Origin of the sequence: Falsirhodobacter deserti (genome assembly GCF_004015795.1) — a bacterium.
In the GTDB taxonomy this organism is placed as follows: Bacteria; Pseudomonadota; Alphaproteobacteria; order Rhodobacterales; family Rhodobacteraceae; genus Falsirhodobacter; species Falsirhodobacter deserti.
Genome location: NZ_ML137218.1, coordinates 2,081,368 through 2,098,591 on the forward strand (window position 1 = coordinate 2,081,368; position 17,224 = coordinate 2,098,591).

The window sequence follows — 17,224 nt, forward strand, 5'->3', positions numbered from 1 at the left end:
GGGAGTGTCTGAAACTCTGTGTATCTGACGGGGCCCATACGGTTTTCAGATACAGTCAGGCGTCGAAGCGCCCGGCGAACATTATGGCCAGCTGATTGCGGGCCGCAACCCATTCACGAACCGCACGACCGCCCTTCTCGAAGTTGCGGATGGCCAGGTAGATCAGCTTGGTCGCGGCCTCCTCGGTGGGGAATGAGCCCTTGGTCTTCAGCGTCTTCCGCAGCACCCGGTTCAGCGACTCCACGGCGTTGGTGGTGTAGATGATCTTCCGGATCGCTGCGCTGAAGGCAAAGAACGGGATCACCTCGGCCCAGGCCCGGCGCCAGGCCGGGGCAATGGAGGGGTATTTCCCGGCCCATTTCTCCTCGAACCCGTCCAACTGTCGGGCGGCCTCCTCCGCCGTCGGGGCCTGGTAGATCGGGCGCAGATCGGCGGCCACGGCCTTGCGGTCCTTCCAGCTGCAGAAGTTCATCGAATGCCGGATCAGGTGAACGATGCAGGTCTGAACTGTGGTATCCGGGAAGGCCGCTGTGATGGCTTGCGGGAAGCCCTTCAGGCCGTCCACGACCGCGATCAGGATGTCCTGAACCCCCCGGTTGCGCAGTTCGTTCATCACCGACAGCCAGAACTTGGCGCCCTCGTTGTCGGCGATCCAGAGTCCGAGGACCTCGCGCTCCCCATCCCTGGTGACACCCAGGGCGATGTAGACCGCCTTGTTCTTGACCATCCGACTGTCGGCATCGCGGATCTTGACCCTGAGCGCGTCGAAAATGACGATCGGATACATCCGGTCCAGCGCCCGGTGCTGCCACTCGCGCACCTCGTCCAGAACTGCATCGGTCACGCGGCTGATCAGGTCGGGCGAGACCCGCAGGCCATACAGATCCTCAAGATGGGACTGGATGTCGCGCACCGACAAACCGGCGGCATAGAGCCCGATGATCTTGTCATCCACCCCGTCGATCCGGGTCTGACCCTTCTTCACCAGCTCAGGCTCAAAGCTGCCATCCCGGTCGCGCGGAACCGACAGCGGCACCTCGCCATCCGAACCCTTGACCCGCTTGGTTGAAATCCCGTTGCGGCGGTTGGATTGTTCCGGCGGGGCCTCGGCACCGGCCTCATAGCCCAGATGCGCGGTCAGTTCGGCCCCGAGCATCCGTTCCATCAGACGGATCTTCAGCTCCTTCATCAGCCCGGCCTCGCCAAGCAGATCGTCAGGCCGCTTGCAGCCCTTCAGCAGCTCGTCCAGCAATTCGTTCGAAATCGTCATCAGCCTTGCTCCTCTCAGGAAGCATGGACCACATCACGAATACACAGAAGCTCGGACACTCTCCAACTCAAACCTCGGCTAATTTGTCCTCGGGAAGTCACTGCCAACACCGTGAAAGTGACGAGCGAAACCGCGCTGAGCGTCACGCAAACCTGAAACGGCCGATATGTCGCGATGTAAAGACTGAGGTTTAGATCGGAAAGAGCAGTAGGTTCCACGCCCTCCCCGTCCAATGCAGCACTTAGATAAAGCTGTAGGGACAGCACGAGAGCGCACGCTATTCCACACCCCCCCCAAGAACAACTTGACCATAAACAACCCTTCGAGTGCGAACTGGTATATCTCTTTTGTTGAACATCCTCTGTCACGGCCTCTAACGCAATGACAGCTTCGTCCCATCCTCGACGTGCAGAGCCCATTGCAGACGGTCGGAACGGCACTATGCTGAAACGATGACGCTAGGCAGACGCATCTTTTCCTGCATTCTTCCTCCTCTCAGCGCCGAGGTGGCAGACTATGATACTGCCCTGCTCTTGCCCTACTGGAGCTTCACCAAAACGGTCATCGCGATCAGCGCCCTGAAACTGGCAGAGAACGGCAAGATAAGTCTGGATGAGCCCCAAAGGGAAAAGCCCTTCACCCTGCGCCAGCTCCTTAACCACACGGCTGGTCTACCGGACTATGGCACGCTTCGCGCCTATCATAAGGCTGTTCAAAACGATGAGGAGCCTTGGTCACGCGACGATCTTTTGCAGGCAGCCATGGCTCAGGGAATGCGCTTTGCGCCGGGCTGCGGCTGGTCCTACTCGAATGTAGGCTACATGCTGGCGCGCGAGCTGGTGGAAGAAGCCGCAGGCCAATCTTTTGACGAGCTGGTCAGGGACATGATCGGCGTCCCGCTTGGACTTGAAAGTGTGGAGCTTGCGGTTGACCGAGAGCAGTTCTCACGCGTGTATTGGGGGGCCGCAAAGCGGTATCATCCGGGGTGGGTTTACCACGGGTGCCTGATCGGGACCCCCAGTGATGCCGCGCGGCTGCTGCATGCGTTGCTTGCAGGGCAGCTGATGAAAACGACGTCGCTCCAACAGATGCTGACCTCCGTTCCAGTTGGTGGCGCGATTGACGGACGCCCGTGGACTGAATGCGGCTATGGCCTTGGCCTCATGATCGGCAGGATGGGAGTCGCTGGAAGAGCGATCGGGCATTCGGGAGGAGGACCGTTCAGCGTAAACGCAGTGTATCACTTTCCGGACCGGTCGACGCCCCTCACTGTGGCGAGCTTCACCCATGGCCGCGATGAGGGGCTGGCGGAATTTGCGGCGGCCAAGGGCAGTGCCGCCCAGTGACGGCTTTGTCCCGCATAGCGGACCAACACCCTTCATAGACACCCCCTAATAAAATGTAGATATCGGCGTCACTGCTGCGGCTTAATTCGGAGGCCGTTGCCGCGTGACGATGAACACGGCGATAAGGGCATCAAGAACCCACTTCAGGATGTCCCTACCGGATGATGAGTTGTGTTACGTGCCACGCGGAGCGCGAATAATAGGTCTGCGTCTGGTATCCGTGCCAGCTGTCATAGGGATAGACGACGAAGATCGGGCCCTTGTACCGCACGGCCATGTCCTGACCGTTCAGCTTCATCGCCAGAATGACACCTGCCTCCCAAGCGTCGGAGAGAGGAATGTCGGCCTGATAATTGTTCAAGGTGACGGCCGTGATCGTCTCTCCCTCCGCTCCCACCTCGCGGAGCAAAGCTTCCATTGGAACGCCCGAGAAGGTCATCTTTCCGGCATGCCACGGCGTAGTGGTGGTCACGTCGACAAAACCAAGAGCTTCAAGCATCTCCCGGTCAAACTGGACCGTGTCGCCCACATTCGTGTTCTCGATGCGTCCCGAGACGGTCAGGATCACGTCGCCCGTCGGGACAGAAAGGTCGCCGGCACCGGCGACGGTGCAGGCACTGGCAAGCAAGAGCGGGGCCGCAATCAGGGGCAACCATTGAAGGATCGGCATCTGGACGCACTCACCTCTTGGAGATTAGGGCCCCGCTGCGGGTGCGGGGCCCCTCTCTTTACGCTAACACTCGTTAAGAAAGACAATCACTCACATTCGGGCACAGGGGAACAAACTCGCACCGACACAAATGAGATGTAGCCGGAGGAGATCGGCAGCGTTTAGAGCGCTTTTTCGAACGGGGCATACCCCATGAGGGTTAGAAAAGATGGGTAGCCGTCAGACCGACGGAACGGCGATCTACCGCGGGCGAACAAGGCGGATGAGGTCCGCTTGGCTGTGGGCTCCGGTTTTGGCGTAAAGGCTGCGGATCTGCACCCGGATGGTTTCTCGGGACAACCCCGCCTCCATGGCGATGTCCGCTGGCGACTTGCCGGCCATCAGACCATCAACCGCGCGCATTTCGGCGGCGCTCAGTCCATAGGTCTGGGCGATCAGTCTGCGATCATAACGCGGCGGCCTGCAGGTGATCCCTGTGATCAGGATGATGAGCGAAGCGCCGTTGAACAGCGCCTCCACGCTGTCCTGTTCGGGTCGCAGCAAGGAGAGTTTCAGTCCAGGCGCGTAGTAGTCGACTGCCTTCGCTCCGGCCTCGTTCACTTTCATCATCCGGGACACCAGATCCTTCAGGTCCTTGTCCCGGACGTGCAACCGGCTGTTGTTGAAGCCCAGCACCGTAGACTGGCCTTCGAGCAGGTCGCGCGCAGCATCATTGATGAACCCGACATGGCCATCGCTTTTGAGCAGCAGCATGCCGGTGCCAAACTGATCCAGCAGATTGCGATCCACAACGCCCAGCTGAGCGGCCTGCGCACGGCGTTTGTAGAAGTCGCTGGCGCGTTGCAGGTGCGGCGCCAGGCTGTTCAGCGCGCGGGTCATCTCACTGCGGCAGGCGGCATCCGCCTGACCACTGAGCAGCACCAGAGACACGGCACGACTTCCCGATGCCTGGATCTTCAGCCCCGCGGACGCCTTCACCTCATTGGGCATGAGCCATTCATTGAAGAAGCTGTCCTTTGTGCGCCTGTCTTCGGCAACCAGGGCATCGTCGGCAAACGCCCGCCCCGCTGGCTTGGTGGCAAGGGACTGCTGAAGCAGGTTCAGTCCGGCATAGTGGGCGCTGTAAGCGGCCAGCGCAGCGCTTTCGAAGCCGGTCTGTGACGCAACAAAGCTGTGTTCCGGGTGCTGGCAATCGTACATCTGCAGCGTTGCCTTGCCCCCCGGAACATCCCGCACGAGCCGTTGCAGAAACTCCGTCCAAGGCCGTTCACCCAGCAGGGCTGCATAAAGATGGTCGATCTCGTTCTTGAACATGTTTCCCACCCGAGAGGCGGCATCATACGCAATCACAAGCGGGATGCGAAGCGTGTGCGTCGCAGACGAATGGGCGGCTTCGTTGGTACGAACCTACTTTGTGTATATCGAAAGCAATTGTAGACCGCCATTTAGGCGGCACAAACAGCCCGCGCCCCCGCGGTGCCCGCTGATTTTCGATCAGACAGGCCGAGGATAGAGGTGGTGCAGCATGTTTGATTACATTCCTGGTATTTCAACCGGTTTCTGGCAGCAGTGATGCTGCCAACCCGAGACGTCGGCCGAATACCAACCAGCATGGCCCAGGCGAAACGATACGACGCGATCTACAACGTTGGCAGGCCAGATCTGCAGCGTTTCGCCGGATCGTTGACAGGTGAAGGCGCAAGCAAAGGGGTCTTCGTCACGACATCGGACTTCTCGCGCTAAGCGGTAAATCACGTACGTTCCCATCGCTTGAGAGCCGACAGGATTTTCGCTGGAATACGGTGAGCCTCGCGCCGCTTGCTGGTCCGAACTTCAACTGCGCCTTTTCTCATCCATAGTTTGGGATTCATATCCACCCACGGCCCATCGTTACGGGTGACCCGAGTTGTGTTCGTCACTGTTTTGGCGCGGCTTCCTGTGTAGAGAAGCAACCAAAAGAGGCGCGCTGCATGCCGTGTGGTGTACGACTCCGATGGCGAAGGATTTCGTTACAGGTTTCGTGACAACCCTGACGTCATTCCGTCCCACCGGCCAGTCCCCTGCTGAAAAGGCATATGAGCGCGCACCTTTCAAATCGAAAGCGATTCGACGTCATATTTCCTCATTTGATTACGGCCACTTATCAACATGACGGATAGACGCGAAGCCGTAAGCTTGCGCAGTCACGGCATAAACATGCGCGCTTAAACTTCCGTTGCCCGCCGCCAGAAACGCAAAAAGCCCGCACGAGGCGGGCGTTCGACGAAGATCCGGGGACAGCGGTCAGTCGGCGTGATCGAGCAGACTCAGCAAGTTCTCGGGGTCGAAGCTCTCCAGATAATCGTCAACGGTGAAGGGCGAATATCCGGACGGGATACCATGGATTCTGGAAAAGGCTTCCGAGAAATGGTCAACCGAGATCTTGGTCTCGCCAGCCGCCCGGCAGATGGTGAACGCTTCGATCATCATCTCGATCACCAGCCCCCATCGGTAAGCGCCAGCATGGCTGAGCCGCTCGAAGAAGTCGACGTTCGACAGCGGGTCGAAGTCGATGCCCGCCTTGTCCGCGTATGTGTATGCGAGCGTGTTCAACTCTTCGATGTCCTCCTGGACCTTCGGCCGGATCAACTCGAAGTGCACCGGCGTCAGGAGGAACCTCAGCTGCTTGCGTTCTTCGGAAGCATGATCCGTCTCGATGTGGGTCTTCAGGGACGGCACGCCGGAGAGGATGAGGATCAGGGGCCAGTCCGCTTCCTTCATCACTGCCTTGAAGGAGTCGAGCACCACCCTGTTGGCCGCGTTCCCGGTGTCCGAGAACATGTGCTGGGCTTCGTCATAGTGGATGCCGATGACCCCCTGCCGCTTTGCCTGATCACGAACCATCTGCCAGATTGCATTCGTGGTCCGACGGCCCTCCCCCGGATATCCGAGCGCCATGAGGGTTTTCAGGCCCAGCTCCTTCCAGTTCAAGCGGGCCGGAAGTGAGCAATTCACGATCCGCGCGGGCAAGCCGGACGGCATCATGATCTGCGCATCATTGATCTTCTGGATCAGGTGCATCAGTTCCCTAGTCTTGCCGGCGCGCGATTTGCCAGTGACGAGAACACCGCGGGCTTCAAATTTGGTGCCTACGCTCGCCTTGGCGTAATAATCGGTCAAGCAAGCCTTTACCGCGGCCCTCAGGGTCTCTGCCCGGCCGAAGGGGTAGTAGACGGCCTTCAGCGGGGCCGCAACGCGCACGGCGGCCATGTCGACCATGTCGATCATGTCATTCATTCGAAATCCTTGAGCTTTGTGGGCCGACCGAGGGCGATCGGTTTCTGTTGAGCGGTTTTGGGCTTCCGGGGAGACCGACGCTTGGGCTGCGGCGCGATCACTGCGTCATCTTCGGCAGCGTTGGAATCGGTGGTCGGGACGGCATCATCGTCCGTGTCGTCCGCGCCCCAGGGATCGATCGCTACAGCCGATTCGCATTCGCCTTCGATCACCATGTCGTCCCCGAAGCGGAAAACGTTCACGTCGGACGACATGTCGGTGATCTGACCCGCAGCAACTGTGCCTTCGATGGCGCTGGCACGAAGAATACGGGTGCCGGCGAACAGCACCCTGGCCTTCTTGGTGCACTCGTCGAGGGTGCTGTAGCTTCGCTTGAGGTTCTTCTCGACGCCAATGGCACGAAGGCTATCGTAGCGTTCACGGCGGATCCGGGCCAGACGATCCTCATATACGTCGATCAGACGGGGATCTTCGCTTCGCCCGATCTGCACGATCTCGAGCACCTCCGGAAGGGTCAAGTCCGCGAAGGCCGTAATCTGAAGGGTTACGGTAATCGGTTTCTGGACCCCAAGCATGAGGACTGTGGCGAGAGTGACGTCGTCGGGATCGATGAAGACCGACACCTTTCCCTGATGGCCCTCGCGACATGCCTGCAGTTCATCGGAGTTGAACCAGAGTCCCGAGAACACCTTCACGCCCTCGTCGGTTGGAGTCGCCTTCACTTGTGAACCGGCATGCAAAAAGGACCCCGTATTGGGGTGATCGGCTTCCAAAAGGGACCCCCCTGATGCGGTGGTCCATCGTGCTTCCGAGGCAAATCGGGAGCGGCTTTTGGGATGTTGGTTGTGGAGACGATCGCGAAGATCCGGCGTTGGCATTTTCAGGATGGCAAGCCAATCAAGGAGATCTGCCGCGAGTTGGGCGTGTCGCGGAAGACGGTCCGGAAGGTAATCCGCTCCGGGGCCACCGAGTTCAGCTACGAGCGCACCGTGCAGCCCCAGCCGAAGATCGGGCCGTGGCGCGATGAACTTGACCGCCTGCTCGTCGAGAATGCCCGTCGTCCGAAGCGTGAGCGTCTGACCCGCATCCGGATCTTCGAGGAGCTCCGGGCCCTGGGCTACGAAGGCGGCTATGATGCTGTCCGGCGCTACGCCGCGAGCTGGTCGCAATCGGAGGCCGAGGCCTCCGCCGCAGCCTACGTGCCGCTCAGCTTCGATCCCGGGGAAGCCTTCCAGTTCGACTGGAGCCACGAGGTCGCGATCATCGACGGGGTGACCACCACGATCAAGGTGGCCCACGTCCGGCTGTGCCACAGCAGGATGGTCTTCGTCCGAGCCTATCCCCGCGAGACCCGGGAGATGGTGTTCGACGCCCACGACAAGGCGTTCGCCTTCTTCGGCGGCACCTGCACACGGGGCATCTACGACAACATGAAGACCGCGGTGGACACGATCTTCGTCGGTAAGAACCGGGCCTACAACCGCCGGTTCCAGCAGATGAGCGGGCACTACCTCTTCGAACCAGTCGCCTGCACCCCGGCCTCCGGCTGGGAGAAGGGCCAGGTCGAGAACCAGGTCGGGGTGATCCGGCGGCGGTTCTTCGTGCCCAGGCCGAAGTTCAGGAGCTATGCCGAACTCAACGCCTGGCTTCAGGACCGCTGCATCGCCTGGGCAAAGGCCAATCCCCATACCGAGATCCGGGACAAGACTACCTGGGAGGTCTTCGAGGCCGAGCGTCCGCGCCTGGTGCCCTATGTCGGCCCTTTCGACGGCTTCCATGCCGTGCCCGCCTCGGTCTCCAAGACCTGCCTCGTGCGGTTCGACCGTAACCGCTACTCGGTGGACGCCCGCGCCGTCGGGCGCCCGGTCGAGATCCGCGCCTACGCTGATCGGGTCGAGTTCTGGCAGGATGGTCAGGTGGTCGGCAGACATGCCCGCGCCTTCGGACGGGATCATGCCGTCTACGACCCGCTGCACTACCTCCCTGTGCTTGCGCGCAAGCCCGGCGCACTACGGAACGGGGCACCGTTCAAGGACTGGGATTTGCCGCCCGCCATGCGCCGTGTCCGGCGGAAACTGGAACGGATCCCGGGCGGGGATCGCCAGATGGTCGAGATTCTCGCCGCCTTGCTGAGCGACGGTACGGACGCCGTCGAAGCTGCCTGCACCGAAGCGCTCGGCGAAGGTGTCCATTCCGCCGATGTCATTCTCAACATCCTCGCCCGCCGCCGCGAACCCAAGCCGCCCGCACCGATCGCCACCCCGGAAGCGCTGAAGCTGGCCCACGAACCCGTCGCCGACTGCGCCCGATACGATACCCTCAGGAGCACCGACCATGCAAAGATCGCAGATCCTCGACACGATGGGCCAACTCAAGCTCTACGGCATGAAGGCTGCCTATGACGAGATCCTCACCACTGCGGTGAAGCGCCAGCACGAACCCCAACGGGTGATCGGTGACCTGCTCCAGGCCGAGATCAGCGAGAAGCGGGCCCGCTCAATCAGGTATCAGATGACGGTGGCGAAGCTGCCGCTGGCCAAGGAGATTGACGAGTTCCAGTTCGAGGGCACGCCGGTCAACGAGACCTTGGTCCGGGACCTCACCTCAGGCGACTTCCTCGAGCAGCAGCGCAACGTGGTGCTGATCGGCGGCACCGGAACCGGCAAGACCCATCTCGCCGTCAGCATCGTCCGCGCCTGTATCCGCAACGGCGCCCGTGGCCGCTTCTTCAATGTCGTCGACCTCGTCAACAAGCTCGATGCCGAGGCCCGCGATGATCGACAAGGCCACACCGCCGACATCCTCGGTCGGCTCGACTTCCTCGTCCTCGATGAACTCGGCTACCTTCCTTTTGCCCAGACCGGCGGCCAGCTCCTGTTCCACCTCGTCAGTCGCCTCTACGAGCGAACCTCGATCATCGTGACCACCAATCTCGCCTTCGGGGAATGGCCCGCCGTCTTCGGCGACGCAAAGATGACAACCGCACTGCTCGATCGTATCACCCACCATTGCGACATCGTCGAGACCGGCAACGAAAGCTGGCGCTTCAAGACCCGTGCGTGACACCCGGTGACCCGCTGGCCCGACACGGCTGCGCGATATGGAAGCTACGCCGCATCGGGCCAGCTACCACACCCCAATGGGGTCCCTTTTGCACGCCGATAGGGGGTTCCTTTTGGAGGCCGATTGACACATCGTAGCGTGGAATGCGCTGATGGGCCATGTGGGGGCATTCGTAGGCCCTCTTTTTGGGTTGCCGGACCTCCCCCCGGAGATCGTCAACGCGCTGATAATTGGAAGCGCAATCGGGCCTGCTTGGGCATTCAGTATCCTGAAAAGCGAATGGGGCACGCACAAGGGGTTCGGGCAGAACACCGCGTTTTGGGTCCGCGCCATCAGCGCATTCGTGGAGCCCTACTTCTTTGCCCTCATCGCCGTGGCGTCGATGGGAGTGTCTGAAACTCTGTGTATCTGACGGGGCCCATACGGTTTTCAGATCCAGTCAGGCGTCGAAGCGTCCGGCGAACATTATGGCTAGCTGATTGCGGGCCGCCACCCATTCACGAACCGCACGCCCGCCCTTCTCGAAGTTGCGGATGGCCAGGTAGATCCGCTTGGTCGCGGCCTCCTCGGTGGGGAATGAGCCCTTGGTCTTTCGCGTCTTCCGCAGCACCCGGTTCAGCGACTCCACGGCGTTGGTGGTGTAGATGATCTTCCGGATCGCTGCGCTGAAGGCAAAGAACGGGATCACCTCGGCCCAGGCCCGGCGCCAGGCCGGGGCAATGGAGGGGGATTTCCCGGCCCATTTCTCCTCGAACCCGTCCAACTGTCGGGCGGCCTCCTCCGCCGCCGGGGCCTGGTAGATCGGGCGCAGATCGGCGGCCACGGCCCTGCGGGCCTTCCAGCTGCAGAAGTTCATCGAATGCCGGATCAGGTGAACGATGCAGGTCTGAACTGTGGTATCCGGGAAGGCCGCTGTGATGGCTTGCGGGAAGCCCTTCAGGCCCTCCACGACCGCGATCAGGATGTCCTGAACCCCCCGGTTGCGCAGTTCGTTCATCACCGGCAGCCAGAACTTGGCGCCCTCGTTGTCGGCGATCCAGAGTCCGAGGTCCTCGCGCTCCCCATCCCTGGTGACACCCAGGGCGATGTAGACCGCCTCGTTCTTGACCATCCGACTGACGGCATCGCGGATCTTGACCCTGAGCGCGTCGAATATGACGATCGGATACATCCGGTCCAGCGCCCGGTGCTGCCACTCGCGCACCTCGTCCAGAACTGCATCGGTCACGCGGCTGATCAGGTCGGGCGAGACCCGCAGGCCATACAGATCCTCAAGATGGGACTGGATGTCGCGCACCGACAAACCGGCGGCATAGAGCCCGATGATCTTGTCATCCGCCCCGTCGATCCGGGTCTGACCCTTCTTCACCAGCTCAGGCTCAAAGCTGCCGTCCCGGTCGCGCGGAACCGACAGCGGCACCTCGCCATCCGAACCCTTGACCCGCTTGGTTGAAATCCCGTTGCGGCGGTTGGATTGTTCCGGCGGGGCCTCGGCACCGGCCTCATAGCCCAGATGCGCGGTCAGTTCGGCCCCGAGTATCCGTTCCATCAGACGGATCTTCAGCTCCTTCCTCAGCCCGGCCTCGCCAAGCAGACCGTCAGGCCGCTTGCAGCCCGTCAGCAGCTCGTCCAGCCATTCGTTCGAAATCGTCATCAGCCTTGCTCCTCTCAGGAAGCCTGGACCACATCACGAATATACAGAAGCTCGGACACTCTCGCGTCGATCCCTTTCACTCTAATTTTCTGGATAGCCATATTTGGGATCGTTGTTCCAACGCTAACAGCACTCCGGAGACTGCCGACATATCGATCAGGGTTCATATGGACGCTTGGATTTCTGACCCTTCTGGAAGGCGCCTATCTCCTCGGCACAAGGGAATTCAAAGCTACTGTAGCTGGCTTTGTATGCCAGTATGAAACCGTCGGGGCACCGATGTGCGGGCCGGTTCCTGTCACCGCGCCATAGCAGACCCCGCGCCGGTTGCAGGCCCGTGCCCATTCAGAACGGCAGGTTTATCCCACAATCTACAGCACGACCGTTATGGCTTCGAAGCTCAGAGGTCGCTTGTGCCGGGCATGTCATCCGGGACCTTGATGTCGCATAAAGCTGGGAGAACAAGGAGACTTCCCGCTCATGCTGCCCGTCCACCGAGAAACCCTGCCGTCCTTCCTCTCCCGCCTGGCAGCGTCGAAAGGGGTCGCGACACCGGAGTTCGCACAGGATCTGGCAGGCTCCTTCAAGAGGCTCGTCCAATGCGATCCCGAGGCGGTCGCGGCGCTCACCGCTTGGACGAAGCTGTCCGATGAAGCTCTCGACGACCTGCTGTCCTGGACCGGCGTGGCCGAGCGCGGGGTCCGCACCAGGTTCCGTGGCGAACTCGTTATCTCCCGCGCACTTCGCAATCCGGTCGTCGAGGGTTGCCCGGTATGCCTTCGCGAGGATGGCCTCGCCAACCCGTCTGCCCCCCTTGCGGCAATGGCATTGCGTGGGCAATGGCAGCTGCGAGAGGTGACGGTCTGCTTGCGTCATCGCAAAAGCCTGGTGCCGCTCTGGGACGAGGGCAAGCCTCTGGAACGCTTCGACATCCAGCGCCATCTCGGCCGTCTCCTCGAGCGTATTCTGGACGGGACGTTGGACGGTCCGATGGTCGACGTCTCGGACTTCGACCTATGGCTGGACGCTCGCCTCGATGGACATCCGGATCCGAGCTGGCTGGCGCCGATCGGCACCTCGGCCGTCGCGCGGTTTTGCAGCGCCTATGGCGAGGGGCTGACCCGGACCGAACCCTCTCCGAGCGATGCGATCCGGCGGCGACATCAAGCGTGCGCCGCCGGCTTCGAGATCGTTCGCCACGGTCCGGAGATGATCGCGGATCGGCTCAAGACCCTCCCCTTCGATGGAGATGGGTGGGGGGACACGATCAAGAAGAGATTCGGACGATTTCTGTTCGCCCTCGACACCCATATGCGTGCCGATCCGGAGATGGACATCTTTCGCGACATCCTGCGGGAGGCGGTGCTGGACGTCTGGCCCGTCGAGGCGGGAGAACTGGTGTTCGGGGTGCCCGTCACCGAGCGTCGACTGCATTCGGTGGCCTCGGCGGCCGCCGGGATCGGGGTAGATGGCGTCCGTCTCCGCCCGCTCCTCGTAGAAGCCGGGGCGTTGGAAGCAGACGATCCGAGACCGGACGCGCGGGCGACCTTCGACGCCCGACGTTTCGCGCCACTGCTGGACGACATCACGCGGAGGGTGGATCAGGCGGCCATGCGACGGGCGCTCGGTGCCTCGCCGGCGGAACTGGGCGCTCTGGAGAAGGACGGCATCCTCCGCCCCCGGACCGCCCTTCCGAATGCGCGGCTAAGGTGGCACCTGTCGGACGCCGTGGATCTCCTTGGTGCGATCCAGGGCAAGGTGACGTCGTCCGCGGCCCGGGCCGACGACATCTGGCTGCCGATCCATCGTGCTCATACGCGCACGGGAACGCCAGTCGGCAGGATCGTATCCGCCGTGTGCGTGGGTGAGATCGCAGTCCGTCAGGCCGCCGGGGAGAGCGGATATGGAAGCTTCTGCGTCGCACTGGCCGAGGTTCGATCGCTTCTCGACGTGATGGACGAAGAGGCTGGAGAGGGGGCCACCCTTCTGGCCGGGAACTCCCTCGCAGAGTTCGGTCGCGAGATCGGCATCCGAGACATGCCCCGGCTCGTCGGTCTGGTCGAGGCGAAGGTCATGCCGGCGCGCATCATGCTCAACCCGCGCACCCGTCGCACCCAATGGCGGCTTTCAAGGGAGGCCATGGCTGGGTTCCGGCAGCGTTACCTGACGCTCGGCATGATCCTTGCGGAGTTCGGTGTGGACAGCAACACGTCCCGCGCGTGGCTGACGGCGGGCGGTGCCGCGCCGATCACCGTCGGCGGGCAGGTCTTCGCGGGCATCTACCCGCGGGCGCAGATCGAGGACATCCTGCGCAAGCATGGTGCCGTGCGGCGCCCGGAGTAGGAAAGCCAAGATCCTGACAGGTCGCGCTCGTTGCAGCCATTTGAATAGTTATTCTTATCAATTTCATAAGCTACTCTTGGCAGTCGCTCGGATAATTTCACTTGACGAGGGTGCGCAAGCTTATGGGTGTTTTGCGCGCACTTATGCCTTATCAGCATCCCCCTGATTTCATTGGTGACCCCGACAGGACTTGAACCTGTAACCTGCCCCTTAGGAGGGGGCTGCTCTATCCAGTTGAGCCACGGGGCCAGCACTCATCCTTTTGTGACGAAAACGCCTGCGCCGCAACCCCTGCTTGGACAAGCTTGCTGCTTGCCTGTAACAAGATGAAAAGTCCGGGGAGAAAAGAAATGGCAGACATCCGCAGACCGTTGACCTTGCGCGACGTGTCCGAAGCTTCGGGCGTCAGCGAGATGACGGTAAGCCGCGTGCTGCGCAACCGCGGCGATGTTTCCCCGGCAACGCGGGAAAAGGTGCTGGAGGCTGCAAAAGCCCTTGGCTATGTCCCCAACAAGATCGCGGGGGCGCTTGCCAGCCAGCGGGTGAACCTTGTGGGCGTGATCATCCCCTCTTTGTCGAACATGGTCTTCCCCGAGGTTCTGAGCTCGATTTCGAAGGTGCTGGAGGATACGGGGCTGCAGCCCGTCTTCGGCGCGACCGGCTATCGCCCCGAGAAGGAAGAAACCGTCATCTATGAAATGCTGTCCTGGCGCCCGTCCGGCCTGATCGTGGCGGGGCTGGAGCATTCGGCAACCTCGCGCGTGATGCTGGAAAATGCGGGCGTTCCGGTGGTGGAGATCATGGATGTGGACGGGCCGGTGATCGATACCGCCGTTGGCATCTCCCACGCGCGGGCGGGTCGCATGATGGCCGAAGCGATTCTTGCCGCAGGCTACCGCCGTATCGGTTTTCTGGGCACTCGGATGGAAGGGGATCATCGCGCGCGCAAGCGGCTGGAGGGGTTCGAGGCGGCGCTGGCGGAAGCAGGCGTCAAACTTGCCGCCCGCGAATATTACGAGGGCGGGTCAGCGCTTGCAAAGGGGCGCGAGATGACCGCGGCGATCCTTGCACGCGTCCCCGATCTAGATTTCCTGTACTACTCCAACGACCTGATCGGGGCCGGCGGCCTGCTATGGTGCATGGAACAGGGGATCGACATTCCTGGGCGGATCGGCCTTGCCGGCTTCAACAATGTCGACCTGCTGGACGGGTTGCCCATGCGCCTTGCCACGATGGATGCCTGCCGGTCCGAAATCGGCCAGCAGGCGGCCGAGATCGTGGCAGGCAAGCACCGCGACGGCATCATCGGCGGAGAGATCATCGCCCTCACGCCAAAACTGGCGCGCGGCGACACGATCCGCTGAGCCTCAGGCCACCAGCTTCTGATCCGTCCGCCCGGTAATCCGGGCAGTCACTATCTGGCCTTCGGGCTGATCGGCGGAAAATTCCACTTCCGTGAACTGCTCGGTCCGGCCAAGGCGCGCGCCTTCCATCAGGATGCGGTGCGTCCGGCCCTGCTGCGCCTCCAGATGTGCGGCCACCTGCGCGGCACCGGCGCTGCGCAGACGCGCGGCGCGGTCACGGATGGCCGGGCCTTTCACCTGCGGCATCCGTGCGGCAGGGGTGCCCTTGCGGGGGCTGAAGGGAAAGACGTGCAGGAAGGTCAGGCCGCAATCCTCCACCAGCTTCAGCGAGTTCTCGAACATCGCCTCCGTCTCGGTCGGGAAGCCCGCGATGATGTCGGCGCCGAAGATCATGTCGGGGCGCAGCTTGCGCGCATCCTCGCAGAAACGGATGGCGTCGTCGCGCAGGTGGCGGCGCTTCATGCGCTTCAGGATCATGTCATCGCCTGCCTGAAGGCTCAGGTGCAGGTGCGGCATCAGGCGCGGTTCGGTCGCGATGGCCTGCATCAGGTTCTCGTCCGCCTCGATCGAATCGATCGAGGAGATGCGAAGGCGCTGAAGATCGGGCACCAGCTTCAGGATGCGCATGACCAGATCGCCAAGACGCGGCGTTGCGGGCAGATCCGCCCCCCACGAGGTCAGATCGACACCCGTCAGCACCACCTCGTTGAAGCCCTTGCCGACAAGGCGCTTGATCTGCTCCACCACCACCCCGGCAGGAACGGAGCGGGAGTTACCGCGGCCGAACGGGATGATGCAGAAGGTGCAGCGATGATCGCAGCCGTTCTGCACCTGAACATAGGCACGGTGGCGGCCGAACCCGTCGATCAGATGGCCCGCCGTTTCCTTCACCGACATAATATCGTCGACCATGACCTTCTCGGTCTCTCCGATCAGGTCGAGGGCGCGCAGGGACTGCCAGGTTTCGGCCTGCATCTTTTCGTGGTTGCCGATGACGCGCGTCACCTCGGCCATGGCGGCGAAGGTTTCGGGTTCGGTCTGCGCGGCGCAGCCGGTCACGAGGATGGGCGCGCCGGGATTTTCCCGCGACAGCCGGCGGATTTCCTGCTTGGCTTTTCGCACCGCCTCGGCCGTCACGGCGCAGGTGTTGACCACGACCGCATTGGACAGGCCGGCCCCTGCGGCCAGTTCCTTCATCGCTTCCGTTTCATACGCGTTCAAACGGCAGCCGAGGGTCGAGAATACGGGCGCGCTCATACCGCCTCCAGCCATTCAGGGGAAAGGGTGCCATCGAAAACACGTGCCACGGGGCCGGTCATCCAGACGCCATCGTCCAGCCAATCGATCTGCAGCCGCCCGCCATCCACGTCCACCATGACGCTGCGGCCTGTCAGGCCGCGCAGATGGGCAGCCACCGCCGTGGCGCAGGTGCCCGATCCGCAGGCAAGCGTTACCCCTGCCCCGCGTTCCCACACGCGCATCCGCAGATGGTCCGGGGCAACAAGGCTGGCGAATTCCACATTCGTACGCTGCGGAAACATCGGGTGGTGTTCGATCTGCGGGCCAAGCCCCGTCAGATCCACCGCCTCGGCATCCGGCACGAAGAAGATGCAATGCGGATTGCCCATGCCCACGGCTGCCGGATCGCCTTCGATCGGCAGATGTGCTGTGTCGGCAGGCTGCGCCAGTGGCACCTGGTCCCAATCCAGCTGCGGATGACCCATGTTGACGCGAATCAGATCACCCGCCCGTTCGGCATGAAGCACGCCGCGTTCGGTGGTGAAGGTGACCTTCTCACGCCCCTCCAGCATCAGCGAGGCGACGCAGCGGCTGGCATTGCCGCAGGCACCGGCGCGGCTGCCATCGGTGTTCCAGAATTCCAACCCATAGTCGGCACTCTCGGAATCGCGGATTTCAGCCAGCTGATCGAAACCGACGCCGCGATTGCGGTCGCCAAGTGCCCGCGCGATGGCCGGTGTCGTCACAGGCGAACGCCCACGCGAGTCGATCACGACAAAATCGTTGCCAAGGCCGTGCATCTTGATGAAAGTGATTGGGTGCATGGGCAGCATATACGCCTTTGGCAAAGTTTTTGCCAGAGGTGGTGTTTTTTGTCCTTGACGGTATCTGCAGGTATCTCTAAACACCGCTCCTGTGATGTGGGCCTATAGCTCAGTTGGTAGAGCAACTGACTTTTAATCAGTGGGTCGCAGGTTCGAATCCTGCTGGGCTCACCAC

At 61.9% G+C, this 17,224-nt stretch carries 14 protein-coding genes and 2 tRNA genes; 7 read left to right on the forward strand and 9 right to left on the reverse strand.

Features of this window, described 5'->3' with window-relative positions; genetic code table 11:
• Positions 1–55: 55 nt before the first annotated feature.
• On the reverse strand, positions 56–1,270 hold the full coding sequence (locus JX25_RS10560) for an IS256 family transposase (protein WP_128254264.1): 1,215 nt from the start codon (positions 1,268–1,270) through the stop codon (positions 56–58).
• 506 nt (positions 1,271–1,776) lie between these two features.
• Between JX25_RS10560 and JX25_RS10565 the strand changes: the two genes are divergently transcribed.
• Positions 1,777–2,616, forward strand: a complete 840-nt coding sequence (locus JX25_RS10565; RefSeq protein ID WP_241557906.1) for a serine hydrolase domain-containing protein — start codon at positions 1,777–1,779, stop codon at positions 2,614–2,616.
• Positions 2,617–2,770: 154 nt separating this feature from the next.
• On the opposite strand, the gene JX25_RS10570 is transcribed toward JX25_RS10565, so the two are convergent.
• Positions 2,771–3,286, reverse strand: coding sequence for a putative pterin-binding protein (locus JX25_RS10570; protein WP_128254946.1), 516 nt, complete (start codon positions 3,284–3,286; stop codon positions 2,771–2,773).
• 240 nt (positions 3,287–3,526) lie between these two features.
• Positions 3,527–4,600, reverse strand: a complete 1,074-nt coding sequence (locus tag JX25_RS10575; RefSeq protein WP_128254947.1) for a helix-turn-helix transcriptional regulator — start codon at positions 4,598–4,600, stop codon at positions 3,527–3,529.
• 297 nt (positions 4,601–4,897) lie between these two features.
• Between JX25_RS10575 and JX25_RS10580 the strand changes: the two genes are divergently transcribed.
• Positions 4,898–5,029 carry a restriction endonuclease gene (locus tag JX25_RS10580; RefSeq protein ID WP_241557907.1) on the forward strand — a complete coding sequence of 44 codons (132 nt, stop codon included), beginning with the start codon at positions 4,898–4,900 and terminating at the stop codon, positions 5,027–5,029.
• A gap of 540 nt (positions 5,030–5,569) precedes the next feature.
• On the opposite strand, the gene JX25_RS10585 is transcribed toward JX25_RS10580, so the two are convergent.
• Both JX25_RS10585 and JX25_RS10590 read right to left on the reverse strand, forming a co-directional pair.
• On the reverse strand, positions 5,570–6,562 hold the full coding sequence (locus JX25_RS10585; RefSeq protein ID WP_206611548.1) for an AAA family ATPase: 993 nt from the start codon (positions 6,560–6,562) through the stop codon (positions 5,570–5,572).
• Entirely contained in the window at positions 6,559–7,335 is a 777-nt protein-coding gene (locus JX25_RS10590) for a hypothetical protein (RefSeq protein ID WP_128254949.1), read from the reverse strand. Before JX25_RS10590 ends, JX25_RS10585 begins: the two co-directional genes overlap by 4 nt.
• A 63-nt stretch (positions 7,336–7,398) precedes the next feature.
• Here JX25_RS10590 and istA point away from each other — a divergent pair, with 63 nt between their 5' ends.
• Together istA and istB are read left to right on the forward strand one after the other, a co-directional pair.
• Positions 7,399–8,964, forward strand: a complete 1,566-nt coding sequence (gene istA, locus JX25_RS10595; RefSeq protein WP_128253885.1) for an IS21 family transposase — start codon at positions 7,399–7,401, stop codon at positions 8,962–8,964.
• Complete coding sequence (gene istB / locus JX25_RS10600; RefSeq protein WP_128253886.1) at positions 8,897–9,625, forward strand: IS21-like element helper ATPase IstB; 729 nt, start codon at positions 8,897–8,899, stop codon at positions 9,623–9,625. Before istA ends, istB begins: the two co-directional genes overlap by 68 nt.
• A gap of 439 nt (positions 9,626–10,064) precedes the next feature.
• On the opposite strand, the gene JX25_RS10605 is transcribed toward istB, so the two are convergent.
• On the reverse strand, positions 10,065–11,279 hold the full coding sequence (locus JX25_RS10605; RefSeq protein ID WP_128254950.1) for an IS256 family transposase: 1,215 nt from the start codon (positions 11,277–11,279) through the stop codon (positions 10,065–10,067).
• Positions 11,280–11,759: 480 nt separating this feature from the next.
• On the opposite strand from JX25_RS10605, the gene JX25_RS10610 reads away from it, so the two are divergent.
• A complete protein-coding gene (locus JX25_RS10610; RefSeq protein ID WP_128254951.1) occupies positions 11,760–13,622 on the forward strand; it encodes a TniQ family protein in 1,863 nt (620 codons plus the stop codon).
• A gap of 172 nt (positions 13,623–13,794) precedes the next feature.
• Here JX25_RS10610 and JX25_RS10615 read toward each other — a convergent pair.
• Positions 13,795–13,871, reverse strand: a tRNA-Arg gene (locus JX25_RS10615).
• A gap of 101 nt (positions 13,872–13,972) precedes the next feature.
• On the opposite strand from JX25_RS10615, the gene JX25_RS10620 reads away from it, so the two are divergent.
• Positions 13,973–14,986: a LacI family DNA-binding transcriptional regulator gene (locus JX25_RS10620; RefSeq protein WP_128254952.1), complete on the forward strand. Its 1,014-nt coding sequence runs from the start codon at positions 13,973–13,975 to the stop codon at positions 14,984–14,986.
• 3 nt (positions 14,987–14,989) lie between these two features.
• Here JX25_RS10620 and mtaB read toward each other — a convergent pair whose 3' ends face one another.
• Both mtaB and dapF read right to left on the reverse strand, forming a co-directional pair.
• Entirely contained in the window at positions 14,990–16,243 is a 1,254-nt protein-coding gene (mtaB, locus tag JX25_RS10625) for a tRNA (N(6)-L-threonylcarbamoyladenosine(37)-C(2))-methylthiotransferase MtaB (RefSeq protein WP_128254953.1), read from the reverse strand.
• A complete protein-coding gene (gene dapF / locus JX25_RS10630) occupies positions 16,240–17,049 on the reverse strand; it encodes a diaminopimelate epimerase (RefSeq protein WP_241557908.1) in 810 nt (269 codons plus the stop codon). The genes mtaB and dapF overlap by 4 nt, the downstream gene beginning before the upstream one ends.
• 98 nt (positions 17,050–17,147) lie before the next feature.
• On the opposite strand from dapF, the gene JX25_RS10635 reads away from it, so the two are divergent.
• Positions 17,148–17,223: transfer RNA gene (locus JX25_RS10635), tRNA-Lys, on the forward strand.
• Position 17,224 lies beyond the last annotated feature (1 nt).